This is a genomic window from Sphingomonas sp. CCH15-F11, assembly GCF_001557005.1.
In the GTDB taxonomy this organism is placed as follows: Bacteria; Pseudomonadota; Alphaproteobacteria; order Sphingomonadales; family Sphingomonadaceae; genus Sphingomonas.
Map to the genome: position 1 here is coordinate 25,081 of NZ_LSKG01000134.1, position 24,776 is coordinate 49,856.

24 protein-coding genes are annotated in these 24,776 nt (G+C 67.4%); 2 read left to right on the plus strand and 22 right to left on the minus strand.

What is annotated here, in order from left to right:
* Nucleotides 1–97 precede the first annotated feature (97 nt).
* The 7 genes from AX709_RS12900 to AX709_RS12930 form a co-directional block, all read right to left on the minus strand.
* On the minus strand, nucleotides 98–676 hold the full coding sequence (locus tag AX709_RS12900; RefSeq protein WP_066549847.1) for an ABC-type transport auxiliary lipoprotein family protein: 579 nt from the start codon (nucleotides 674–676) through the stop codon (nucleotides 98–100).
* On the minus strand, nucleotides 673–1,650 hold the full coding sequence (locus tag AX709_RS12905) for an MlaD family protein (RefSeq protein WP_066480754.1): 978 nt from the start codon (nucleotides 1,648–1,650) through the stop codon (nucleotides 673–675). Before AX709_RS12905 ends, AX709_RS12900 begins: the two co-directional genes overlap by 4 nt.
* Before the next feature lie 7 nt (nucleotides 1,651–1,657).
* Entirely contained in the window at nucleotides 1,658–2,455 is a 798-nt protein-coding gene (locus AX709_RS12910; RefSeq protein WP_066549849.1) for an ABC transporter ATP-binding protein, read from the minus strand.
* Complete coding sequence (locus AX709_RS12915) at nucleotides 2,452–3,558, minus strand: ABC transporter permease (protein WP_066480752.1); 1,107 nt, start codon at nucleotides 3,556–3,558, stop codon at nucleotides 2,452–2,454. The genes AX709_RS12910 and AX709_RS12915 overlap by 4 nt, the downstream gene beginning before the upstream one ends.
* 84 nt (nucleotides 3,559–3,642) lie before the next feature.
* Nucleotides 3,643–4,854: a DUF445 domain-containing protein gene (locus tag AX709_RS12920; RefSeq protein ID WP_066549852.1), complete on the minus strand. Its 1,212-nt coding sequence runs from the start codon at nucleotides 4,852–4,854 to the stop codon at nucleotides 3,643–3,645.
* Between the two features lie 431 nt (nucleotides 4,855–5,285).
* Nucleotides 5,286–8,498 carry an efflux RND transporter permease subunit gene (locus tag AX709_RS12925; protein WP_066549854.1) on the minus strand — a complete coding sequence of 1,071 codons (3,213 nt, stop codon included), beginning with the start codon at nucleotides 8,496–8,498 and terminating at the stop codon, nucleotides 5,286–5,288.
* A complete protein-coding gene (locus tag AX709_RS12930) occupies nucleotides 8,495–9,712 on the minus strand; it encodes an efflux RND transporter periplasmic adaptor subunit (RefSeq protein ID WP_066480854.1) in 1,218 nt (405 codons plus the stop codon). Before AX709_RS12930 ends, AX709_RS12925 begins: the two co-directional genes overlap by 4 nt.
* A 231-nt stretch (nucleotides 9,713–9,943) precedes the next feature.
* Between AX709_RS12930 and AX709_RS12935 the strand changes: the two genes are divergently transcribed.
* Nucleotides 9,944–10,210, plus strand: coding sequence for a GlsB/YeaQ/YmgE family stress response membrane protein (locus AX709_RS12935; RefSeq protein WP_156454266.1), 267 nt, complete (start codon nucleotides 9,944–9,946; stop codon nucleotides 10,208–10,210).
* 51 nt (nucleotides 10,211–10,261) lie between these two features.
* Here the strand turns inward: AX709_RS12935 and AX709_RS12940 are convergent, their stop codons facing one another.
* The 7 genes from AX709_RS12940 to AX709_RS12970 form a co-directional block, all read right to left on the minus strand.
* Nucleotides 10,262–12,661 (minus strand): PKD domain-containing protein, encoded by a 2,400-nt coding sequence (locus AX709_RS12940; protein ID WP_066549857.1) that lies wholly within the window; start codon nucleotides 12,659–12,661, stop codon nucleotides 10,262–10,264.
* 538 nt (nucleotides 12,662–13,199) lie between these two features.
* Nucleotides 13,200–13,745 (minus strand): single-stranded DNA-binding protein, encoded by a 546-nt coding sequence (ssb, locus tag AX709_RS12945; RefSeq protein WP_066549862.1) that lies wholly within the window; start codon nucleotides 13,743–13,745, stop codon nucleotides 13,200–13,202.
* 10 nt (nucleotides 13,746–13,755) lie between these two features.
* A complete protein-coding gene (feoB, locus tag AX709_RS12950) occupies nucleotides 13,756–15,618 on the minus strand; it encodes a ferrous iron transporter B (RefSeq protein ID WP_066549864.1) in 1,863 nt (620 codons plus the stop codon).
* A gap of 9 nt (nucleotides 15,619–15,627) precedes the next feature.
* Entirely contained in the window at nucleotides 15,628–15,900 is a 273-nt protein-coding gene (locus tag AX709_RS12955; RefSeq protein WP_066480737.1) for a FeoA family protein, read from the minus strand.
* A gap of 74 nt (nucleotides 15,901–15,974) precedes the next feature.
* Nucleotides 15,975–16,400: an ACT domain-containing protein gene (locus AX709_RS12960; protein ID WP_066480736.1), complete on the minus strand. Its 426-nt coding sequence runs from the start codon at nucleotides 16,398–16,400 to the stop codon at nucleotides 15,975–15,977.
* An 11-nt stretch (nucleotides 16,401–16,411) separates the two neighbouring features.
* A complete protein-coding gene (locus AX709_RS12965) occupies nucleotides 16,412–17,092 on the minus strand; it encodes a COQ9 family protein (RefSeq protein WP_066480735.1) in 681 nt (226 codons plus the stop codon).
* Nucleotides 17,093–17,157: 65 nt separating this feature from the next.
* Nucleotides 17,158–18,057 (minus strand): DMT family transporter, encoded by a 900-nt coding sequence (locus AX709_RS12970; RefSeq protein WP_066480734.1) that lies wholly within the window; start codon nucleotides 18,055–18,057, stop codon nucleotides 17,158–17,160.
* A 61-nt stretch (nucleotides 18,058–18,118) separates the two neighbouring features.
* On the opposite strand from AX709_RS12970, the gene AX709_RS12975 reads away from it, so the two are divergent.
* Nucleotides 18,119–19,225, plus strand: a complete 1,107-nt coding sequence (locus tag AX709_RS12975; RefSeq protein ID WP_066549867.1) for an alkene reductase — start codon at nucleotides 18,119–18,121, stop codon at nucleotides 19,223–19,225.
* A gap of 214 nt (nucleotides 19,226–19,439) precedes the next feature.
* On the opposite strand, the gene AX709_RS12980 is transcribed toward AX709_RS12975, so the two are convergent.
* From AX709_RS12980 to AX709_RS13015, 8 genes are all read right to left on the minus strand, one after another.
* Nucleotides 19,440–19,793: a YbaN family protein gene (locus AX709_RS12980; protein WP_066480730.1), complete on the minus strand. Its 354-nt coding sequence runs from the start codon at nucleotides 19,791–19,793 to the stop codon at nucleotides 19,440–19,442.
* A gap of 53 nt (nucleotides 19,794–19,846) precedes the next feature.
* Nucleotides 19,847–20,386, minus strand: a complete 540-nt coding sequence (locus AX709_RS12985; protein ID WP_066549868.1) for a GNAT family N-acetyltransferase — start codon at nucleotides 20,384–20,386, stop codon at nucleotides 19,847–19,849.
* Nucleotides 20,383–20,802, minus strand: a complete 420-nt coding sequence (gene ribH, locus AX709_RS12990) for a 6,7-dimethyl-8-ribityllumazine synthase (RefSeq protein WP_066549870.1) — start codon at nucleotides 20,800–20,802, stop codon at nucleotides 20,383–20,385. The genes AX709_RS12985 and ribH overlap by 4 nt, the downstream gene beginning before the upstream one ends.
* Nucleotides 20,803–20,807: 5 nt before the next feature.
* A complete protein-coding gene (ribB, locus tag AX709_RS12995) occupies nucleotides 20,808–21,950 on the minus strand; it encodes a 3,4-dihydroxy-2-butanone-4-phosphate synthase (RefSeq protein ID WP_066480721.1) in 1,143 nt (380 codons plus the stop codon).
* The gene (locus AX709_RS13000) at nucleotides 21,937–22,572 is read right to left on the minus strand and encodes a riboflavin synthase (protein ID WP_066549876.1); all 636 of its coding nucleotides are present in this window, start codon (nucleotides 22,570–22,572) and stop codon (nucleotides 21,937–21,939) included. Before AX709_RS13000 ends, ribB begins: the two co-directional genes overlap by 14 nt.
* Nucleotides 22,573–22,580: 8 nt before the next feature.
* Entirely contained in the window at nucleotides 22,581–23,531 is a 951-nt protein-coding gene (gene ribD / locus AX709_RS13005) for a bifunctional diaminohydroxyphosphoribosylaminopyrimidine deaminase/5-amino-6-(5-phosphoribosylamino)uracil reductase RibD (RefSeq protein ID WP_066549976.1), read from the minus strand.
* A 23-nt stretch (nucleotides 23,532–23,554) separates the two neighbouring features.
* Complete coding sequence (locus AX709_RS13010) at nucleotides 23,555–23,902, minus strand: hypothetical protein (RefSeq protein WP_066480718.1); 348 nt, start codon at nucleotides 23,900–23,902, stop codon at nucleotides 23,555–23,557.
* A 65-nt stretch (nucleotides 23,903–23,967) separates the two neighbouring features.
* A complete protein-coding gene (locus AX709_RS13015; RefSeq protein ID WP_066549878.1) occupies nucleotides 23,968–24,648 on the minus strand; it encodes an energy transducer TonB in 681 nt (226 codons plus the stop codon).
* Between the last annotated feature and the right edge of the window lie 128 nt (nucleotides 24,649–24,776).

The following is a 24,776-nucleotide window of genomic DNA, read 5'->3' on the forward strand; positions in this document are numbered from 1 at the left end:
AGGCGTGCTAGTTAACGCCAATCAACGGGACATGCAAACGATTGCACGGCCACCCGCGTTCAAAGCGTGTGGGCACGATGCCGCACACCCGACGTGGCTAGCGGGAAAGCCAGGTCGCGACGTCGCTCGCCACGCGGTTCGCCGCAGTATTGAGCGCGGTGCCGACGGCGTCGGCCTCGACCGCGGTCACCGGCTCGCGCGCCTCGAAGCGGCGCTTTTCCACGCCGGCGACCCCTTCGCGGATCAGCGCCGCGTCATAGACGACCACCGCCTCCTGCGTGTCGGCATCAATGGTGAAGCTGCGCAGCTCGCCCGACAGCATCGCGCCCGGATCGACCTGGAACTGGCGCGCGCCCAGCACGACGAGCGGCGTCTGCGCCGTAATGGTATCGGCGAGCAGCCGCGCGAACATCCGCGCCGGCGGCTCGACCCACTGCGCGTCCTTGACATAAGTGACGCGGGTCCCCGCCGACCGCACCGGCACGCGCGTCACCGCCAGCTCCTGGGGCACCACCGGCACGGTGAGCGTCACGGTACGCGCGTCGGCGGACTTCTGCTCACGCCCGACCGGCACCGCGGCGGCGGGCGTCAGCGTCATCAGCGCCGGCGGCGGCTCCGCGCCGAAGCGAACGCACGCGGCGAGCGGGATCAGGGCGATGAGGACCAGTTTCTTCATTGCGCGCCTTGCTTCCTTGGCTTGTAGTCGGGCAGCTCGGGCTGGCCCAGGATCGAGCCCGCGCCCTCGCGATCGATCTTTTCGGCGACCGAGGTCAAAGCCGCCGACATCTGGCGCAGATCCTGGACCAGCTGGCCGACCTCTGGGATCGTCTTCTTGGAAAAGGCCTGGAGCCCTGGCCGCGCGTCGTTGATCGCGGCGTCGAGCGAGTCCATGCTCTTCTGGGCCGACAACACCGTGCGATTGAGGTTGGCCACGACCGGCTTCACATCATTGCTGAGCAAGCCATTGGTCGTGCCGGCAAGCTTGCCGATCTCGTCCGCCGCCATTCCCGCCTTTTGCAGCGCGACCCGCGTCTCGGCCAGCGTCGCGGCGATTTCGGGTCCGCGGTCGGCCAGCGCATCGGTCAGCCGGTCGGTGTTGGCCAGGATGTTCCCGATCGATTTCTGGTTGCGGTCGGACAGCAATTCGGAAAGCCGCTCGGTCAACGTGCTCAGCCGTTCGAGCAGCTGCGGCGCGGAGCTGAGCAGCGCGCCCAGCCCGCCGCGCTTCGTCGGAATGACCGGAACGCCGAGCGGACAGGCGCTTTCGGGCTTGATCTCCGGGCAGCGCAGCGGCGGCGCGCCCTTGATCGCCCCGTCGAGCTGGATGGTGCTGACCCCGGTAAAGCTGCCCTGGACGCTGGCGGTCGTTCCTTCCAGCACCGGCACGTCCTCGTTCACGCTGATCCGCACGCGGACCAGCTGGGGATCGGGCTTGTAAAGCGCGATTTCCTCGACCTGTCCCGACGGCACGCCCGAATAGGCGACCACCGACCCCTTGTTCACCCCGTCGACCGCCTGGTTGAAGAAGATGTCGTATTCGCGATTGCTGGCGGCGTTCAGCCGCGCGATCCACACGGTGAACAGCGCCAGCACGGCGAGCAGGATCAGCACGACGCTGCCGACCAGAATATGGTTCGATCGGGTTTCCATCAGCCCCTCATGCCTTGGCCGCCAGCGCGGCCGCTTCGTTGGTGGCGACCGCCGCGCGTCCGCGCGGGCCGTTGAAATATTCCTGGATCCACGGATGGTCCAGCGCCAGCAGTTCGTCGATCGTGCCGACCGCGATCACGCGCTTGTCGGCCAGCACCGCGACGCGGTCGCATATCGCGTAGAGCGTGTCGAGGTCGTGGGTGATCAGGAAGACGGTCAGGCCCAGCGTCTTCTGGAGCGACAGCGTGAGCTCGTCGAACGCGGCCGCCCCGATCGGGTCGAGCCCCGCGGTCGGTTCGTCCAGAAACAGGAGCTCCGGGTCGAGCGCCAGCGCGCGCGCCAGGCCGGCGCGCTTCCTCATGCCACCCGAAAGCTCGGACGGGTATTTGGGTCCCGCGTCGGCGGGCAAGCCGGTCATCACCACCTTGTACCCGGCGATCTCGTCGAGCAGTGCCTGATTGAGCTTGGGGTAGAATTCGCGCAACGGCACCTGGACATTCTCGGCGACGGTCAGTGTCGAAAACAGGGCGCCGCCCTGGAACAGCACGCCCCAGCGTTTGCGGATCTCGATCGCCTCGGTTTCCTCGCGGCCGATCGTCTCCTCCCCGAACACGCGGATCACGCCCTCGACCGGGGTCTGCAGCCCGATGATCGACCGCATCAGCACCGACTTGCCGGTCCCCGATCCGCCGACCACGCCCAGAATCTCGCCGCGACGCACGTCGAGGTCGAGGTTCTCGTGCACCGTCTGCTCGCCAAAGGCGTTGCTGAGGCCGCGCACGCAGATGACCGATTCGCCGCTCATATCCAGCCGATCTCGGTGAAGAAGACCGCGAAGAATGCATCGAGCACGATCACCAGGAAGATGGCCTGGACCACCGCCGACGTGGTGCGCAGGCCGACCTGCTCGGCGTCGGATTCGACCAGCATCCCCTGAAAGCAGCCGGCAATCGCGATGATCGCGCCGAACACCGGCGCCTTGACCAGCCCGACATACAGGTCGGTGATCGGCACCACCTCGCGCAGCCGCTGGATGAAGATGACCGGCGGGATGTCGAGCGAGATCCAGCACAGCAGGCCACCGCCGATGATCGCGATCACCGAGGCATAGAAGCCGAGCAACGGCATCATCAGCACCGCGGCCAGCGTCCGCGGCACGACCAGCGCCTCCATCGGCGACACGCCGATCGTGCGCATCGCGTCGATTTCCTCGGTCAGCTTCATCGTGCCGATCTGCGCCGCGAATGCCGAGCCCGATCGCCCCGCGACCATGATCGCGGTCATCAGCACGCCGAGTTCCCTGAGTGTGATCCGTCCGACCAGGTTGATGGTGAACGCCTCCGCGCCGAATTGCCGCAGCTGGACGGCGCCCTGCTGCGCGATGACGATGCCGATCAGGAAGCTCATCAGTCCGATGATGCCGAGCGCGGAGACGCCCACCACCTCGAACCGGTGCACCGTGGCGTTGAAGCGGAAACGGCTGGGGTGGCGGACCACATTGGCAAAGGCGATGGCCGTCGCGCCCAGAAAGCCGAGCAGCCCGACCAGCGTGGTCAGCGCGCCCATCACCGCCGCGCCCAGTTCGTCGAGCACGCGCAGCACCGGCGGCAGCTGGTCGGGCTTCATCGCGACCTTGTGATCGGCGGCGGCGACCTGCTCGAGCAGGTGCGCGCCATCGGGCCCGAGCCCGACGACTTCGGCCGACTGGTCGCGGGCGAAGCGGTGGACGATCCACGCCCCGACCGTATCGATCCGGTCGATCCCGGTCATGTCGATGCGGGCAACCTTGTCGGGCAGTGCGGCGAGCCGTTCGGGCAGGTCGCCGATGCTCGCCAGCGACAGGTCACCCGAAAAACGGATGCTGCCGGCTTCATCCGACGGATCGAGAACGAAATCGGCGGGCTTCATTGCCGCCTTCCATCGTTTATTTCCGGCGTCGCGGCAAGGTATTGCGCGGCCCGGGGCGCAATCATCGGCAATGCGGCGCGTCGATCACAGCCACAGGTCGGCGGCATGGATGACGATCCCGACGCATCCCCCGACCAGCGTACCGTTGACCCGGATGTATTGAAGGTCGCGCCCGACCGCATGCTCCAACCGGGTGGTGATCGTGCGTGCGTCCCAGCCGCGCACCGTGTCCGACACCAGCCGCACGATGCCGTCGCCATAGTCCGCCGCCGCGCCGACCATCGCGCGGCGGACGAGCCGGTTGACCATGCGGGCAAGCGCGCGATCGGACTGGAGCGTTTCACCGAGCTGGCGCATCGCGCCGCCCAGCTGCCCCGCGGCCAGAGCATCGGGATCGCGCGCGACGCGCAGCAGCGCGGCACGCATCGTTTCCCACACGCCCTGCCACCAGCGGCCGAGCGCGGGATTGTCAAGCAGCTCCGCCTTGAGGCGTGCCACCTTTGCCTGCATCTCGGCGTCGAACTGAAGGTCGGAGGCGAGTTTTTCCAGCCCCTCCTCCGCCTTGGCGCGCAGGGGGTGGCCGGGATCGTCGGCCATGTCGTGGACCAGGCGCTCCAGCCCCGCGATGATCTTGTTGGCCAGCGTCTCGTCCAGCCCCGTCCAGCGCAGGATCGATCCGGCGCGTTCGTGCACCATCGCGCGGATCACGTCATCATTGGCCTCCAGCACCCGCGCCGCCCAGCGGATGACGCCGTCCAGCAGCGGCTGATGACGACCGTCGCGAATCGCCGCGTCGAGCAGCTGGCCGAGCAAAGGCGCGATGTCGAGCTGGCGCAACTGGCCGGAAAGTGCCCCGCGCACCATGTGGCCCAGCCGCTCCTGATCGAGCGACTGGAGCAGGTCGACCGCAAGGCGCGCCGCCCCGCGCCGCAGTCGCCCGCCAAGCGTACGACCATCGCGATCGGTCAGCCAGCGCCCGACCGCGCCCGCCGCGTCGACGTCGCGCATCCGCCGCGCGACCACGCCGGGGATCAGGAAGTTATCCTTCAGGAATGCCGCAAGCGTGTCGCCGATGCGGTCCTTGTTGCGCGGCACGATCGCGGTGTGCGGAATCGGCAGGCCGAGCGGGCGGCGGAACAGCGCGGTGACCGCGAACCAGTCGGCGAGCCCGCCGACCATCGCCGCTTCGGCAAAGGCCTGGATGTAACCCCAGGCGGGGTGCGCGTCCTGGAATGCGCGCGCGACGAAGAAGGTCGCCGCCATCGCGACCAGCAGGCCGGTCGCGATCAAGCGCATCCGCACAAGGGCGGGTGGCGGACGTTGGTCACCTAAAACTAGCACGCGCACAGCAGATCAAACCCGACAGCCAAATCATGTGAACAAAATAAGTTCACCTGGCGGTTCTGCGCTACGCGAATGCGTGGCCCCATGCGACAAAAAACAAGCGGGGTTCCGGACCGACTTGTCCGTAACCCCGCGGGTTTTTCGTTACCACTGGTCGCCGGATATCAATTGTCCGTGTACGAACACCCGATGTCCTGAACAAGCGTGTCCCAGATCCACTCTGCAGCCGAGCATCGTTGTGCTTTTTGCTCCAGCAACATTCCCGTACCAACCGAAGATGCAGCGAAGATCGAAATCAAGAGCAGAGCAGTTCTAACGTCATGTCTCCTTCGGTCCAGAAACTAACGGGAACATGCGTAACCTGTATATAAGCACCAGCAATGTCATTCAGCCGGGTGCGCGTCATCTGTGCCCGGGCGATAGCCGATCCGGCCCCCGCCCGGCTCGTGCTCGATCGTCGGCGGCACGAGTGAGCCGTCGTCGCCGGGGCGATAGCTGAGCAGGCGGCGCGACAGACGCGGCCCGATCCAGCGTTCGACCGCGATCGCCAGGCTGAACGACGCGGGCACGATCACCAGCGTCAGCAGCGTCGACAAGATGAGGCCGCCGATCACGGTCACGCCCATCGGGGCGCGCCAGGACGAATCGCCCGAGAGCGAAAGCGCGGTCGGCACCATGCCGGCGACCATCGCCACGGTCGTCATCACGATCGGCTGCGCGCGCTTGTGACCCGAGTCGATGATCGCGGTCACCTTGTCCACGCCCTTGTTCAATTCCTCGAGCGCAAAGTCGATCAGCAGGATCGAGTTCTTCGCGACGATGCCGAGCAGCATCAGCAGACCGATATAGACCGGTAGCGAAATGGCATGCCCGCTGACCCACAGCGCCAGGAGCCCCCCCAGCGGCGCGAGCAGCAGGGATCCCATATTCACGAACGGCGGCATCACGCGCTTGTAGAGCAGCACGAGCACCGCGAAGACCAGGAACAGACCCGAAAAGACCGCGATGATGAAATTCTGGATCAGCTCGGCAAACCATTTCGACTGACCTTGCTGCAGCTCGGTGACGCCGAGCGGCAGGTTCTTGAAGACCGGCAGCTCATGGATCGCCTTTTGCGCGTCGCCGCTGATCACGCCGGGGGCAAGGTCGACCCCGACCAGCAGCTTGCGCTGGCGGTTGGTGCGCTCGATGCGCGTGGGCCCGGCGCCGAAGCCGATATCGGCCACCACCGACAACGGCACCGACCCGCCATTTTGCGTCTGCACCGGCAGATTCTGGATGGTCGACAGGCGCTGGCGCGAGTCCTCGCTGAGCGCGACGCGGATCGGAATCTGGCGATCGCTGAGGCTGAAACGCGCGCTGTTCTGGTCGATGTCGCCCAGTGTGGCGATGCGGATCGCGCTCGACAGCGCCTGGGTCGTGACACCCATGTTGGCGGCCAGGTCCATGCGCGGGGTGATGACGATTTCCGGCCGTTGCAAGTCGCCCGACACCCGCGGCGCAACCAGCATGGGCAGGGTCAACATCTCTTCGACCAGCTTGTTGGCGGTCTGGTTGAGGAGGACGGGGTCCTCGCCGCCGAGCGTGATGGTGATATCGCGACCGCTGCTGCCCCATCCGAACTGCGACCGGAACGACACGCGCGCATCGGCGATCTTGTTCAGCTCGGGTGCCAGCGCGCGTTCGAACTCGACGCTCGTCACGTCGCGGTCCTTCGACAGCATCGCGGTCACGCGACCGTTGCCGACAAAGGTGCGCGCGTAGGTGGCGGTGACGATGTCCTGCTTTTCCAGCAGCGCTTCGACCCGCCGCACCACCGCATCGGTCTGGGCCAGCGTGGTGCCGGGCACCATCTCGACCGTGACCGTCGCGTTGTCACGGTCCTCCGGCGGCTGGAAGGTGCTCGGCAGCACCACGAACATGACCGCGGTCAAGCCCAGCGCAAGCGCGCCGATCCCCATGATCCAGACGCGATGATCGAGCGCGATCGACGCAAGCCTGCGCAGCCACCCGCCACGCGCCGCGAACGCCGTCGCGCGGCTGTGGTCGAGCGACCAGCGCAGCAGGCCGACATAGCGGTCCATGATCGGTCCTTCGCCATGGGTGGCGTGGCCCTTCGACTTGAGGAAATAGGCCGCGATCATCGGCGTCAGCAGCCGCGCGACGGCCAGGCTCATCAGCACCGCCGCGACGACGGTGAGGCCGAAATTCTTGAAATACTGGCCCGAAATGCCCGGCATCAGTGCAACCGGCAGAAAGACCGCGACGATCGCCATCGTCGTCGCCAGCACCGCCAGGCCGATCTCGTCCGCCGCGTCGATCGACGCCTGATAGGCGGATTTGCCCATCCGCATGTGGCGCACGATGTTCTCGATCTCGACGATCGCATCGTCGACCAGAACGCCCGCCACCAGGCTCAGCGCCAGCAGCGTCATCTGGTTGAGCGAAAAGCCCAGCAGGTCCATGAACCAGAAGGAGGGAATGGCCGAGAGAGGGATGGCGAGCGCCGAGATCACCGTCGCGCGCCAGTCGCGCAGAAACAGGAACACGACGACCACCGCCAGCAGCGCGCCTTCGATCATCGCATCGATCGCGCTGTGATACTGGGCCTCGGCATATTCGACATTGTTGAACAGCACCTCGAAGCGGACCTTCGGGTTGCGTTCCTGCAGCGCCTTCAGCTTGGCTTCGGCTTCGTGGAAGACGGTGACGTCCGACGCGCCCTTTGACCGGCGGATGTCGAACGCCAGCACCGGTTGCCCATTATAGCGCCCGGCCGAACGCAGCTCAGCAAACGCGTCGCGCACGTCGGCGATGTCGGCGAGCCGGACGGTCCGGCCGCCGCCGATCGCGATCTGTGTCTGGCTGAGCTCATAGGCGGTTGCGGCATTGCCGAGCACGCGCACCGATTGTTCGGAGCCCGCGATTTCGGCACGACCGCCGGCCGCGTTCAAGTTGATCTGGCGCAGCTGCTGATTGACCTGGGTCGCGGTCAGCCCCAGCGACTGGAGCTTGGTGGGGTCGAGCAGCACGCGAATCTCGCGATTGACGCCGCCGATGCGGTCGACCGCCGACAAACCGGGGACTGCCAGCAATTCCTTTGCCACTGCATTGTCGACATACCAGCTCAGCTCCTCCAGCGTCATGTCGGTGGCGATGGCGGTGAAGCTGGCGATGTCGTTGTCGGTCGTGTTGGCGCGATAGACCTGCGGCTCGAGGATGCCGTCGGGCAGGTCGCCGCGAATCTGGTTGATCGCTTCGCGCACGTCCTGGACCGCGCGGTCGATCGGCGTGCCGATGTTGAGCTGGACGACGGTCTGCGACTGGCCCTCGGTGACGGTCGAATTGATCTCGTCGATGCCCTGCAGGCTGCGCACCGCCGCCTCGACACGCTGGGTGACCTGGCTCTCGAGCTCGGTCGGCGCGGCGCCCGGCTGATTGATCACCACGATGGCGATCGGAAAATCGAGATCGGGATCCTGATTCACGTCCATGCGCATGAAGCTGACGATCCCGGCGATCGTCAGCGCCACGAACAGGACGATGGGCGGAACCGGGTTACGGATCGACCAGGCCGAGATGTTCCTGAAATTCATCGTCCCGCCTCAGCCTCCGGCTTCACCGCCACGGGTTTCACTTTCTGACCGGGGGTCAGGAACGCACCCGCGCTCAGCACCACCCGCTCGGTTCCATCAAGGCCCGATGCGATCGACACGCCGTTGTCGGACACCTCGCCGACCGTCACCGCGCGCCGCACCGCTTCATCTTTGCGATCGAGCAGATACACGAAATTGCCCTTGTCGTCGCTCAGTACCGCCGATTCGGGCAGCAAAGGCGCGCTGGTCGAACCCACCACGATCCGCGCGGTGGCAAAGCCGCCGGGGCGCAGCGCGCGATCGTAAGGCACGGTGACGCGCGCAATGCCCTGGCGCGTCTGCGGATCGATGATGGGCGAAACCTGCCACACCCGCCCGGCAAAGCTCTGGGTGCTGCCGGCGGGCGTGACCTCTGCGCTGCTGCCGACGCGCACGCGCGCGAGATCGGCCTGGCTCAGCTGGACCTGCATCTCGATCTCGCCGTCCTTGGCGATGCGGAACAGCACACCGCTGCCGCGCGAGACGATCTGGCCCGGCTCGACCGAACGCGACAGGACGAGCCCGCGGGCGGGCGCGCGGATGTCGAGTTGGACGTTGCGCGCACGCGTTTCCGCCAGCTGCGCCTGCGCCACGCGCACCCGGGCGCGCGCAGCGTCGCGGGTCGCCGTCCGCCGGTCGATGTCGGCGCGTGAGATGAAGCCGCGATCGACCAGCTGCTGGGCGCGGCGCAGTTCCGCCTCGGCCAGTTCCAGATCGGCCTGGGTCACCCGGATCTGCGCCTCGAGCGCGTCGGCGGACTGCGTCTGGACCGAACGGTCGACGGTCGCCAGCACTTGTCCCGCACCGACCCACTGCCCCGCCTCGACCAGCACGGCGCGGACCAGACCGCCCTCGCCCGCTTCGCCGACGGGCAACTCGCGCCGCGCCGCCAGCGATCCGGTGCCGGACACGACCCGCTCGACTGCGCCGCGACCGGGCACGACATAGCTGATCGTCGGAATCTGCGCGTCCGCCGCGCCCGCGCCGTCCTTGCCGGCGGCGCCCTTGCCGTCTTCGCCCTTGCCGCCCAGCACGAACCATGCGCCGAGCGCCGCTGCCAGCACGACGACGCCGATGATGATCCAGCGCAGGCGGCGACTGCGACGCGGCGGCAGCTCGCCGTCAAATTCCAGATGCGGCGCCCCGCCGGCCGTCGCGCGTGATTCGTAATTCATCTGCGGCACTTTCCGTCGCGGCACCGTTACGGTCCGTCTTCATTATCCCGCGCTGTGTTATAGAAATAAGTCACTGGGCTCAAGACTGGATGTCGCTTTGCATGCCGATATGTTGATTTTGCGTCACTTTGCAGCGACACTTCGGGGGTAGCCGCAAAGAGCCCCTGCCGCGACGCGGGCGGGAAGGGGTCAGGGCCGGCTATGGGGAAAAGCGACTGGGAGGGGGGGATCATGATGGCGGAGCCGGGATTTCTGGGTTGGCTGCTGATCGGCCTGATCGCCGGCGGGCTGGGCAAGCTGATCATGCCGGGCAAGGACCCGGGCGGCGTGATCGTCACGATCATCGTCGGCATCGTCGGCGCGCTGCTGGCGGGCTTTCTGGCGCGAACCGCGGGCATCGCGATCCGGGGACAAATCGCCACCTATGTGGCGGCGACGGTCGGTGCGATCGCGCTGCTGGCGCTTTATCGGCTGATCATCACGCGCCGGACGCGATGAAAAATCGCCCGGCGGCACAAAGGCCACCGGGCGGTTCGAAGTTGCGGGGGATCAGATGATCTCTTCGCCGTCGATCATGAACGGCTTGCCGGGAAATCGGACGGTCGATCCCCACAGAACGTCAACAGGTCCGGTCGGGCTGCGGAACGGGTAGATTTCCGGTGTCCCCCCGCCGCGCTCCCGTCGCGGTTCGACGCCATAGGTGATGATCGACTTCCCGCTATAATCGAGGATTGAGATGAAGTGCGCGAAAGTCGCTAATCCCGGACCGCGGCCGCCATAGCCGGCGAGGTTGATCGAGAGGGAGCCACCGACGGGATCCACCAAACGGCTGTCGGTGAACGAATACTGGACATCACCGGTCGGCCACGCGAACGTCACGCGGCGATCGCCACGGCTGATCAGCCACAGATCGTCTGATGCGGTTGCGGTCGAATTTACATAGGCAAAGCGGGGGTTACGTCCGGCCTGGAACTGGCCAAGCGGCTGTGCCGGCACCGTTCGGCCCACGGGCGAACCGAACAGGTTCAGACCCTGGACGTTGAAAATGCGCACCGTTCCATCCATCGATGCGATAAAGGCGCGGCTGCGCGCGATATAGCGTTCGGGCTCGACCCCGGACCAGTCGGCCTTGGGACTGCGCTGGAAATATTCGAAATAATAGTTGCTGCGGTCACCGAAAGTGCCGTTGGCTTGAACTCCCGCGCTGACCGACGTCGGCTGCTGCACATCCAATGTCGTGACGACAACCGGACGCTGCGAGGCCGCGACTGCAAAGGTGAACGGCCACTTGTTGGGATCGGTCGTGCTTTGATCGACCGTCTGGTCGAAGTTCGCCTGCGTCGTCAGGTACATTTGCCGATAATATTGGTAGAGCGGCGTCATATCGACGAAGGAGACCTTGTTCTCCGCCCGCGAGGCGACAACAGCGTAGCCCGACGACGGCAGCTGGCTCCATTGCGGGTTTTCGATGCCGAGTTCTTGATTGCCACCCACCGAGTAGATCGGCTCGATGCTGCTCCAGAGCTTGCGCGCCGACGGCAGCGACAGGTCGCCGCGCGCCGGTTCGGCATTGTCGCCATACCCCCGCGGATTGCCAAGCACGAGGTTGTTGGAAACGTCGACGCTGGTCGGTGCCGCAAAGGGCAGATCGGTAAAGCCGAGCAGTTTCATGCCGCGATTGGTCCAGGCACCAGGCGTGCCCCAGTACCAGCGCGTATAGGGCGTCCGCCATGGCGCGCCGTTCGCCATCTGTCGCGGCTTCAGTGCGATGAAGGCGAGCTTGCCCGATACCGTGTTGGTATCCCACACGCTGACGACCAAGAACTCGTTATAGGGCGTCACCGCCATCGCCGTCGGGACCATCCCTGCGGGCAGGCGTATGGCTGTGTCGTCGAAAAATTCCGGATCGCTGTTGCCGACAACCACCGGCGCGATCGTGCCGTCCTTGAACGCAGCAAAGCTGACCTGGCTGGCATTCGCACGACCGCGTGCGATCGCGACGGGCACAAGTGGCAGATCGGGGCGCCGCTCGGCGACAAGGTTGCGGATCTGGGGTTGGGCAGGCGTTGCGATGTTGCCACGGTTCCACCAGTCGGGGTTCCACGCCGCGATCATCCGCATGCACAGCCCGCCAGTATCGAAATAGGCGCCGTCGGCGGTGCGAACATTGCTGATGCCATAGCGATAATTGGGATCGCTCGGCGCTTCCGGCACAAAGGCGAGTTGACCGCCGATCAGCCAGCCGCCGCCCTTCAATCCGCGCGCCAGTTCTTCCTGATCGCTGCCCGGTTGACGCTCGGGCGGCAAACATTTTTCCGGCTCGCCGGGATTGTTGGTGGGTTGTGAGCCAAAAGGCCACAGGCCTTGCCCGGTCTGGTCCGGTCCCCACAGCGTCGGCGCGGGCGCTTCGCCGCTATGGTCGAAATCGGCATATTTCGGCCCAAGGCGATAGTCGATGATCGCGTCGGTGTTGATGTTGCTGGCGACGTAGCGATATTCCGCCGCGTTGATGCTGCCGTCGGCATTCAGGATGCGCTCGCGCCAGCCGGTGGTCGCGGTGCTCGCCTTCTGTACAAATACCTTGACGCTGTCACTGCCGATCTTGCGCCCGCGCGCGTCGAAGGATTGCAGCTCGAACTTGTAGGTGCCCTCGCTGGCAAAGACGATCCGGGTCGTCGCCGAATTGGGCGAGATTACCGTCGAGCGCTCTGCGCCGGCGCGGGTCACCCACCGCGCGCTGACCCCATTGATCGTGCCGATCAGCGTGACTTCGTTGGTCGGCAGCATGATCGTCTGGTCCGGCCCGGCATCGACCGGCTTGGGCGCGGTGCTCACATTGGAGATGACGACGGTACCGACGGCGGCGAATGCGATCGGCGCGGTTGCAAGCGCGACCGCCGACCAGAACGACCGCCGCGTACCGCGGTAGCGCTTTGTGATGGATATCATACGCCCTGTTTCCTTTCTTGCGAGCTGCCGGGCGCAGTTCGACGGCTCGGGCGCACGACGCGCGGGCGCCGCTTCAAGGCGCTATGCCTTGCCGTATCCGTGATAGAAGTCCCGATCAGCGCAACAAATTTGAAGAAACCGGCGCGACCTGAAAACCCAGAATTGTAGTATTCACTACGTTAATTCGGGTTTTGAGCAAATAAAGAAAAGTTGCGCGATCTGCTTCATTTTTGCATTTTCGGCGTTTGATTTATCGCGCTTTTGGCTGCCGAACGACCAAACGTGACTGCAAAAACCAACAAGCTGTCCAAAAAATGAACAGGTCGTTCGCTTCCGTAGGGTCGTGCCCGGATCAGCTTGCAATTTCGATGCGTCACCCGCAATTTTTGACCCGCGACGACCGGTTCCACCGTTACCCTGCGTTCCGGGGACGTGGCAGGCCAAGGGCTTCTGAAATCTACGGTTCCGCAACGCCTCAGCCAGCGCGTGAGCGGAAGCCGCACGCGAACGAAGTATCCTGCGATGGTCGAACCGTCATTCAGAACGGGACGTCGTCGTCCAGGTCGTCGGGAAAGCCGCCGCCCGCCGGGGCACCGCCAAAGCCGCTGCCGCCGCGCGCACCGCCGCCGCCCCGTGCGGACGACTGACCGGCGAATTCGTCGCCGCCGCCCCAGTCATCGCCGCCGCGCGCGCCGCCGCCAAAGCCGCCGCCACCGCCCCCGCCGGAGCCGGGCGCGCCGTCGAGCATGGTCAGCGTACCCGTATAGGGGCGCAGCACGATTTCGGTCGTGTAGCGGTCCTGGCCCTGCTGGTCCTGCCATTTGCGGGTTTCGAGCTGGCCCTCGATATAGACCTTGCTGCCCTTGCGCAGATAGCGTTCGGCGACGCCGGCCAGATTCTCGTTGAAGATGGCGACCGAATGCCATTCGGTACGCTCCTTGCGCTCGCCGGTGTTGCGGTCCTTCCAGCTTTCCGACGTGGCGATGCGCAGGTTCACGACCTTGCCGCCATTCTGGAACGACTTGCTTTCGGGATCGCGGCCGAGATTGCCGACCAGGATCACCTTGTTGACGCTGCCGGCCATCTGTCCCTCCTTAAAGTCCGAGCATGTTGGCGATCCAGTAGGTCGCCCCTGCTGCCGCATAGGCAAGCGCGAACAGATAGCCAAGCATGAACGCCGGCCAGCGCCACCCATTGGTCTCGCGCCGCGCCACCGCGATGGTCGAGATGCATTGCGGCGCGAAGACGAACCAGGCGAGGAAGGCGAGCGCGGTCGGCAGGCTCCAGCGCCGCGCCAGATTCTCGCGGATCGTCGCCTGCCCGGCCTCGCCCTCCGCATCGTCGACGGCATAGACGGTGCCGATCGCCGCCACCGCGACTTCGCGCGCCGCCATCGCCGGCAGCAGCGCGAGCGCGATGTCGCGGTTGAACCCGATCGGCGCGACGACCAGCTCGATCGCCGAGCCGATCCGCCCGGCGAGCGAATATTCCACCTGCGCGCGACCGGCGGGGGCCTGCGGGAAGCTGAGCAGCGCCCACAGCACGATCGTCGTCGCCGCGATGATCGTGCCCGCGCGCTTCAGGAAGATGCTGGCGCGCTGCCACAATCCGAGCGCCAGATCGCGTAGCCGCGGCCATTGATATTTGGGCAGCTCCATCATGAATCCCGATGACGCGCCCTTCGCCACCGTCCGGCGCAGCAGCAGGGCGGCGATCAAGGCACCCAGGATCCCGGCGATATAGAGCGCGAACAGCACCAGTCCCTGCAGCCCGATGCCCGGCCCCACCGCCCGATCGGGAATGAACGCGCCGATGATGATCGTATAGACGGGCAGCCGCGCCGAACAGGTCATCAGCGGCGCGATCAGGATCGTCGCCAGCCGCTCCTTTTCGTCATTGATCGTGCGCGTGGCCATGATGCCCGGCACCGCGCAGGCGAAGGAGGACAGCAGCGGGATGAACGCGCGCCCCGACAGCCCGACGCCCGCCATCAGCCGGTCCATCAGGAACGCGGCGCGCACCATGTATCCCGACGCCTCCAGCATCAGGATGAAGGCGAAGAGGATCAGGATCTGGGGCAGGAAGACGACGACCGCGCCGACTCCGGCCAGCACGCCGTCGACGATCGCGGATCGCAGCAGCCCCGCGGGCAGCGCGCCGGCCACCGCTTCGGACAGGATCGCCAGTCCCCCCTCGATCCAGCCGATCGGGGCCTCTGACCAGGCGAACACCGCCTGGAACATCACGAACATGATGACGACCAGCAGCACCGGGCCGCTGACCGGATGGAGCACGATGCGGTCGAGCCGCTGGGTCCAGCGCCGCACCGGGGTTTCGGAGACGATCGCGGCGCGCGCGATGGCGCGGGCGCGGGACTGATAGCTGCGGATGTCGAGCGCGGGGCTGCCCTCGTCCAGGTCGACGCGCGTCCGGACCGGCCCGGCGCGCACGCGTTCGGCCAGCGCATCGCGCAGCGCATCCAGCCCGCGCTTGCGCACCGCCACCGTCGCCACCACCGGCACGTCGAGCTCGCGCGCGATGACGTCGGGATCGAGCACCAGCCCGTCGCGCTTGGCCAGGTCGACCATGTTGAGCGCGACGACGACCGGCAGGCCAAGTTCCTTTAGCTGGAGCGCGAAGCGCAGATGATTGTCGAGATTGGCCGCATCCAGCACGACCAGCAGCGCGTCGGGCAGCCGCTCGCCCGGCTGGCGCCCGAGCAGCACGTCGCGCGTCACGCGCTCGTCCAGGCTGGCGGGATCGAGGCTATAGGTACCGGGCAGGTCGATCAGCTCGGCCGGCCGGCCGTCGCCCAGCGCCATGCGGCCCGAATGACGCTCGACGGTCACGCCGGGATAGTTGCCGACCTTTTGCCGAGCGCCGGTCAGGGCGTTGAACAGCGCGCTCTTGCCCGAATTGGGATTGCCGACCAGCGCGATCAGAGGGGCGGGGTTCATCGGCGGGGTTCAGGCGGCGACGGGCGCGACGCGGATCGCCGCCGCGACGTGGCGGCGCAGCGCGACATCCATGCGTCCGACGCGAACGGCAAGCGGCCCGCCCAGCCAGCCTGCGCGCTGGATGAGGGTTACCCCCACACCGTCGTCAAAGCCGAATTCGCGCAGCCGCTTCGCCTCCGGTGGCGACAGCGCCGTCCAGTCGATCGCGACGATCGTCACGGCGGCGTCGCGCGCGATGCTGGCGAGCGGGACCGACGCGGTGACGGGAGCTGCGATATTCATGCTGCGAGTGATTATCAATTAGACGATGACGACGCCAGCCCAATCGCACATGCGTCCCGTCGGGTCACGCGCCGTCACCCGGTCATTGCCTCGCCGGCCCGTTGCTGCAGCGCGCGGAGCACGACCATCGCCTCGTCGGCCGCCGCCGCCGGTACGAACACATGATCGTGATGGAACGCCGCGACCATGTTGCACGGAATGTCGCGCGCGGCGAGCGCCGACGCGACCGCCGCCGTCAGGCCCACCCCGTCCAGGGCCGAATAGACCCTCAACGAGATGCAGCGCATCGGCTGGTCGATCGCAAAACCCAGGTCGCTCGCTGCATCCGCCGTCAGGATGAAGGAGCACCCCTCCGGCTCCATGAACATGCCGATAGCGACGGGGGCGGCTCGCGCGCTCAGGCCGGGATCGGTCGAGGTGGCAAAGACGAACACGCGTTCATCGAGCCACGGGTCCATGCCTGCGACCATCGCTGCGGCGTCGCGTACCACCTCGATCATGCCGGGTCCCGTCAGCGCGCCGGATAGCGCAGCCGGCCGATGAAGCGCGACAGGCTGGGCCGGTATTCGGCCTGCGCCAGCCATTTCGCCTTGGCCTTTTCAAAACGCATGATCCCGTCGATCCGCCGCGCCAGGAAGGCGCGGGTGTCGGCCTGCCCCTCGCTTTCGTCGTCGAGGAACACGGTGATCGTCGCGGCATAGACGCCGCCCAGGATCGCGCGCTTGGTATAGTGGTTGTAATCGGTCGCGGTGTCCCCGGCGCGCCGCCACATCATGTCGGCCGACCGCCAGCCGAGCTTCGCCGCGGTCGCCAGATTGGTCGGCAGCGCCAGAATGGCGAGCGCGCGGCGCAACGCCTCGCGCTCGGGGGCGAGCAGATCGAGTCGCGCCTCGACCAGCGCGGCGATCCGCGCGCGGATCTTCATCGCCGCCAGCGTCTCGGCGGGCAGGCGCGCGGTCATCTCGGCATCGATCCACGCGAACCAGGCGTCGATCATGTCGACCGCGCCGCCGGGAAAGGCCAGCCGGGCGACGTCCGGATCGATCCCGAGCCCTTCGGCCGCCGCGGTCACCGCCTGCGGCGTCCAGCCGTCGAACGCGGCATTGCCCGGCAGCGCGGGCGCCAGCGCGGCGCGAATCTCGTCGAGCGTGGCGTCGGGGGACAGGGTGGGTGCCATCGGGTGCTGCTCCATGAATGACGTCGAGACTTAGGGGCTGTGCGAACGAGCGCAAGCCGCACCTTGGCCGTGGCGCGCGATCACCACTCGCGCCGGACGAGCACGAGCGCGGCGGCGACCAGCGTCGCACCGACCAGGTCGAGTGCACCCAGCCGCTCGCCATAGGCCAGCCAGCCGATCGTCGCGCCGACCGCGGGCTGAATCAGCAGGCCGATGCCGATGACCAGCGGGCTGAGATGACCGAGCGCATAGATCATCAGGCCCTGGCCGACGATCTGGCTGCACAGCGCCAGCAGGATCAGGGGCGTCCAGTCGCCAGGCAGGATACGCTCGCCGAGCACGAGCGCGAAGGCGAGAAGCGGGACGACGCTGGCAACGCCGGACAGCGCCAGCGCCGGCACCGCGTCGAGCCGCGCGCGCACCCCCGACATGGCGATGAAATAGACGGCGTAGAGCACCCCGGCCAGCACGCACAGCAGGTCGCCGACCAGATTGTCCGGCGACAATTCCGCCGACCGACCCATCAGCAGCGCGCCCCCCGCCAGGGCGAGGCCAAGCGCGATCGCCTGGCCCCGCGCGGGCAAGGCGCGCGCGACGACGAATCCATAGATGGGAAAGATCAGCGAGGCCGAATTGCCGAACAGCGTGGCGTTGGCGATCGTCGTGCGCAGGATGCCGACATGCCAGGCGGCAAGGTCGGCGGCAAAGGCCACGCCCGACACGAGCAGCGTGAGCCAAAGCATCGCCGGCAGGCGCAGGATCGCCGCACGGTGTCGCCCGATCGCCACCGCGAGCAGCAGCGGAGTCGCGATCGCGATCCGCCAGAACGCGGACGCCACCGGCCCGGTGTCGGCGAGGCGGACGAGCCACGGACCGAACGCCAGCGCGCCGTTCGCGACGACGAGCGCGAGGACGGCGCCGAACACCGGATTGCGGCTTGGCGGCGAAACAGTATTTCTTGGCGGCGGCGGCGGATGCATCGCGGCCCTTAGTCGACTATCTCCCGCAGCGTGCAACGGGAAATCGAAAGGACGATCCAAGATGCCCAGCCTGTTTGACCCGATCGATCTCGGCGCGGTGCGCGCGCCCAACCGGGTGCTGATGGCGCCGCTGACCCGCGGCCGCGCGACGCGCGAACACGTGCCCACCGCGATCATGGGCGACTATTATGCCCAGCGCGCCGGCGCCGGCCTGATCATCACCGAAGCGACCGGCATCAGCCGCGAAGGGCTCGGCTGGGCCTATGCGCCGGGCCTGTGGACCGACGCGCAGACCGAAGGATGGAAGCCAGTGGTCGAACAGGTCCACCGCGCCGGCGGGCGCATCTTCGCGCAATTGTGGCACATGGGCCGGCTGGTCCATCCCGATTTTCTCGACGGCGCGGCTCCCTTGTCCTCGTCCGCGACCCAGGCGCCCGGCGCGGTGCGCACCTATCTCAGCCTCGAGGAAAGCGAGAAGGCGAAGCGCGGCTATGGCATGGCGCGCGCCGCGACGCTGGACGACATCGCCCGCGTCCTCGACGATTATGCGCGCGCGGCGCGCAACGCGCGTGCCGCCGGGTTCGACGGCGTCCAGCTCCATGCCGCGAATGGCTATCTGATCGACCAGTTCCTGCGCGACGGCGCCAACCTGCGCGACGACGATTATGGCGGCAGCCCGGAAAACCGCGCACGCCTGTTGCGCGAGGCGGTCGCGCGGCTGATCGACGCGGTCGGCGCGGACCGGGTGGCGGTGCGCTTCAGCCCCAATGGCGATACGCAGGGCGTGATCGACAGCGACCCCGAATCGGTGTTCGTCCCCGCCGCCAAATGGCTCGACGATCAGGGCATCGCGTTCCTCGAGCTGCGCGAGGTCGGCCAGGAGGGCACGTTCGGCAGCACCGACCAGCCCAAGGTCGGCCCGGCGATCCGCCGCGTCTTCACGCGCCCGCTGATCCTCAACCAGGATTATCGCGGCGACAACGCGCAGGCCGCGCTCGACGCCGGGCTGGCGGACGGCATCGCGTTCGGACGGCCCTTCATTTCCAACCCCGATCTGGTCGATCGGCTGCGCACGGGCGCGGCACTGACGCCCGACGTGATGGCGCACTGGTACAGCCGCGGTGCGGAAGGCTATACCGACTATCCGGTGCTGGCGGAGGCGGCTTGAGCGCTCGGAAGTTGCTGATCCGGTCTCCCCGATTCAGTTTCTGCACCACCCGTTCGTTTCGAGCGAAGTCGAGAAACGCGAGCCTAATCCACCCTATCTCTCGTCACTCCGCCTTGCGCCGGGGTCCGGCTCTCGCTCGTTTGCGCGTGAAGGCGCGGGGCCCCGGTCGAGCCCGGGGCGACAATCCGGCTGAGATCGAGGCTATGCCCGCCCGTCACGAATCGGGGCGCGACCAGATCCACAACCCGCTGATCACCGCCACGCTGATCGGCACGAATCGCCAATATCCGGGCAGCAGGAAAAGGCCGATGACCCCGCTGCCCCCCAGCATCGCGGTCGACATCCATTTGCCATAGCGCGGGATGGCGCCGTTGCGCCGCCACGCATGAATGGGCGGGCCGAAATGGCGGTGGTCGAGCAGCCACGCCTCGAAGCGCGGGCTCGACCGCGCGAAGCAAAAGGCCGCCAGGATGACGAACGGCACGGTCGGCAGCAGCGGCAGGAACACGCCGATAAAGCCCAGGGTCAGCGCGATGATGCCCGCAGTCAGGTAAAGGATGCGAACCATTCGCAACCCGTGCCACGAAGCGCGGGGCAAAGCGAGCGTTTAGCGACCCGGGGTTATGCCGCGCGGCGGGCCCGCCACTGCGCCGCGCTCTGCCCCCACGCATCGACGCGGAACCGGTCGAGCGGCGGCGGCAGCGTCACCGGGCCGCCATTTTCGGACCCGAGGCGTCGCGCGAGCGCGATCGACCGCGCATTGTCGGGATCGATAGTGTGGATGATGTGATCCCACCCGAGGATGTCGACCGCATAATCCATGCACGCGACCGCCGCCTCATGCGCATAGCCGCGCCCGGCGACCTCCGGAGTTACGCCCCAGCCGACTTCGGTGCCCGGCCACCCCTCGGGCTGCCACGGCCCGATCCGGCCGATCCAGCGCCCGGTCGCGCGCTCGACGACCGAAAACATCGCAAAGCCGCGGATCGACCACGCGCCGCGCATTGCCGCCAGCTCGCGCCATGCCTCCGCGCGCGACTTGGTGCCGCCCAGGAAGCGCATCGTCGCCTCGTCCGCCGCGAACGCGGCCCAGCCGTCCAGGTCGGATGCTTGCGGCAGGCGCAGCACCAGCCGCTGCGTGAACAGGATCGGCTCGCTCACGCGAACCGCTGGCGCAGTTGCAGCATCGCCAGCGCCGCCTTGGCCGCCTCGCCGCCCTTGTCCTTCTGGTCGGGGCGGGCGCGGACCAACGCCTGGGCTTCGTTCTCGACGGTCAGGATGCCGTTGCCGATCGCGACGCCGTCCATGCTGAGCGCCATCAGCCCGCGCGCGCTTTCGCCCGCGACGATCTCGAAATGATAGGTCTCGCCGCGGATGACGACGCCGAGCGCGACGAACGCGTCGTAGCGCCCGCTTTCGACCGCCAGCGCCACCGCGCCGGGCACTTCCAGCGCGCCGGGCACCGTCACCGTCTCATGGGCATGCCCCGCCCCCTCGATCGCGGCGCGCGCGCCCGCAAGCAGCAGGTCGTTCAGATGGTCGTAGAATCGCGCCTCAACGATCAGCAGCCTCGCCATTTACCTCACTCCCCCGTGCCGCAATCGATCGGCCGTTCGCCGACGATCGACAGGCCATAACCGTCCAGCCCGACCATCGTGTGGTGCGTATTGGTCAGCAGGATCATCTCGCGCACGCCCAGTTCGGTCAGGATGGTCGCGCCGACGCCATAGTCGCGCAACTCCTCCATGTCGCGCGGCGCGAGCGCCCCCATGCGGGCCTGAAGCGCGACCGAGAAGGAATCGACCCGGGTCGGGCTGATAACGACGACGATGCCCGCACCGGCTTCGCCGATCATCTCCATCGACCGGCGCAACAGGCCGGCGCGGTCGCCTTCCTCGCCGAAAATGTCGCCGAACGGGTTGAGCGCGTGCATGCGGACCAGCACCGGCTGCGACGGATCGATCCGCCCCTTGACCAGCGCGACCTGTTCGCTGCCCGTCGCCTTGTTCCAGAAGGTCATCGCGGTCCATTCGCCGCCCCACTGGCTGACGAACCTGGCCTCCGCGCGGCGCTCGACGAGATGGTCGTGGCGGCGACGATAGGCGATCAGGTCGCGGATCGTTCCGATCTTGAGGTTGTGGAGCTGGGCGAAGGCGACCAGGTCGTCCATCCGCGCCATCGTGCCGTCGTCCTTCATGATCTCGCAGATCACGCCCGCCGGGTTGAGCCCGGCCAGGCGCGCGACGTCGACGGCGGCTTCGGTATGGCCGGCGCGCACCAGCACCCCGCCCTCGCGCGCGACCAGCGGAAAGACATGGCCGGGCGTCACGATCTCGTCCCGGCCCTTCGACGCGTCGATCGCGACCGAGATGGTGCGCGCGCGGTCGCCCGCCGAAATGCCGGTGGTGACGCCGTCGCGCGCCTCGATGGACACGGTGAAGGCGGTTTCGTGCCGCGTGCCGTTGTTGCGGCTCATCAGGTCGAGGCCGAGCTCGTCGATCCGCGACTTGGTCATCGCCAGGCAGATCAGGCCGCGGCCGTAGCGCGCCATGAAATTGATCGCATCGGGCGTCGCCATCTGCGCCGGGATGACCAGGTCGCCCTCATTCTCGCGATCCTCGTCATCGACCAGGATGAACATGCGCCCGTTGCGCGCCTCGTCGATGATTTCCTCGGGCGTCGAAAGAAAGGCGTGGCGCAGCCGCGACAGTTCAGCCTCTTGCACGATAATGCTCCATGCGTTGCAGGTAGCGGGCGAGCACGTCGATCTCCACGTTGACGGGCCGGCCGGCTGCGAAATCGCCGATCGTGGTGACGGCGGCGGTGTGCGGGATGATGTTCAGGCCAAAGCGCGTGCCGTCGGCCACATCCTCGACCGCGTTGACGGTCAGCGACACGCCGTCGACGGTGATCGATCCCTTCGCGGCAATGAACGGGGCAAGTTCGGCAGGCGCATGGATGACGATGCGGTGCGATCCGCCCTCGGGCGTGACCGACACGACCTCGCCCACGCCGTCGACATGGCCCGTGACGATATGCCCGCCCAGCTCGTCGCCCAGCTTCATCGCGCGCTCCAGGTTGAGCCGCGCGCCCGCGCGCCACTGGTGCGCGGCAGTGCGCGACACCGTTTCGCCCGACACATCGACCGCGAACCAGCCGCCGATGCCCTGCGCCCCCGGCGCCGGCGCGCCCTTGTCGACGACGGTCAGGCACACGCCCGAACATGCGATCGACGCGCCCAGATCGACCGACGACATATCGTAGCCGGTGTCGATGACGAGGCGCAGGTCGCCGCGATCCTCCGCCGTGCGAACCGTGCCGATATCGGTGATGATGCCGGTGAACATCGCTTCCCTCAATTCCTGACGCGCTCGTAGACCTCGACCCGGTCGCTGCCAAGCATCCGCGTGTCGTGCGCCTGCCAGCAGCCGTGCGCGGCATTCAGGTCGGTCAGGCCGATGTCGGGCAGGCCGCGCGCTCCGCCGATCACGATCGGCGCGCGATAGATCAGCAGCCGGTCGACCCGGTCGGCGGCGAGGAACGCCGCCGCCGTTACCGCGCCGCCCTCGACCATCAGATGATTGCCGGGCAATGCGTCGATCCGCTCGACCGCGTCGATCGCGGTCCAGCCCGCCGCATCATCGGGCAAGGGATGGCGGGTCAGCACGATGCGCGCCGGCGATCGCGACGCCAGCCCGGGCAGCCGTACGTCGAGGTGCGGGCGATCGGCGTCAAAGGTGCCGCGCCCGACCAGGATGGCGTCATGGCGGCTGCGCTCGACGTGCGCGTGCGCGCGTGCCGCCTCGCCGGTGATCCACTGGCTGCGCCCGTCCGCCATCGCCACCCCGCCATCGAGCGACAGCGCGAGTTTGAGCGTGACGTGCGGACGACCCAGCTGCTGGCGGGTGAGAAACCCGGCCAGCGAGCGCCGCGAGGCGGAATCGTCAAGCAGTACGACGTCGACCCCGGCGTCGCTCAGCCGCGCCGCCCCCCTGCCGTCGGTGCGCGGATCGGGGTCGCGGACACCGATGACGACGCGGACGATGCCCGCCGCGGGGATCAGGTCGGCGCAGGTCGGACCGCGCGGCGAGGCATGCGCGCACGGCTCCAGCGTCGTGTAAAGCGTCGCCCCCTTCGCCCGTGCGGCCGCCAGTTCGATCGCCTGCGCTTCGGCATGGGGGCGGCCGCCCGGCTGGGTCCAGCCGCGCCCGACGACCACGCCGTCGCGCACGATCACACAGCCGACCGCCGGGTTGGGTGCGCTTCGCACCCGCGCGCGTTCGGCCAGCGCCGCCGCCGCGGCCAGCCAGCGCCGATCGTCGCCTGCGTTCAGATGCCGAGCCGCTCGAGCCGGTCGTCGAGCCGCTTGAACTCGGCCTGGCGCTTCAGCTGGCGGGCGCGCAGCTCGGCCGCTCGCTTCTTCTCGGCGATCAGATCGGCCTTCTGCCGGTCGATGATCTCGCGGTCGGTGCGGCTGAGCGGCCAGCTTTCGACATAAAGCACGTCGCGCTTGTACGTCGGCGGGATCGCCGCATCCTTGTAGAGCGCGAACAGGATCGTGCCGGTCACCGCAAACGAGATCACCATGAACCCGATTTCGTGCGGCTTGCGCAACGCGAGGAAGCGACGAAGGTCGCGCCAGGCGCGCAACGGCGAAAGGGATCGGAGAAACGACATCGCGTGCCAAGATAGGGTGGCGGAGCCGGTGAGGCCAGCCCCGCGCAACTGCACCCCCGGCAAGCTCAGCTTTCGAGCTGGAAGCGCACGGTCATCTCGCGCCACGCCTCCACCGCGACGCCGTCGCGCGTCGCCGGGCGGAACCGCCAGTATCTGAGCGCGCGGTCGCGCGTCGCGTCGAAGAACGCATCGCTGGTCGCAAAGCTGCGCTCGACCGCTTTGACCCGTCCGTCGGTGCCGATCAGCACGCGCACCGTGACCCGTCCCTCGTTTTCCGCGAAACGTTCGCGCGACGGATAGATCGGCTGGAAGGCGTCGGCATAGCGGGGATCCACCCGCGCATCGACGAACACCGGCGCCGGCTTGACGGGTTCGGTCACGGTGCCCGCGCCGGTGCCGGTGCCGCCTTCGATCCCGCTGCCCGGAAAGACATCACCCGTCGGCGGCACCACGTCGGTGTCGAGCAGATTGGGACTGGGCTCGAACGGCTTGACGATCGGCTCGCGAATCATCGGCCCGGCGGGCGGCGCGGGCGTCTCGATCTTGCGCTCCACCGGCTTGGGCAGCGGTTCGGGCGGCACGGGGTCGAGCGGCACGAAGATCGTCTTCGTCGTGCGATCGATGAACTTCGTTGCGTCGACTGCACCGATCGCGATCATCACCATGACCATGCCGCCGCTCAGCGCGAACGCGCCGGCCAGCGCGACCGGATCGATCCGCTTTCTGCCCAGATAGCCTGCACCCATCTTGCATCTCCCACGCCTCAAGGGAGTGCAATGTTACATCATCTCGTCATCCGATGATATAGAATTACATGACGCGCTGCAGCGTGGCAGTGGCGGTGCCCCCGGTTCGACCAGGGTTACGCGGTGCG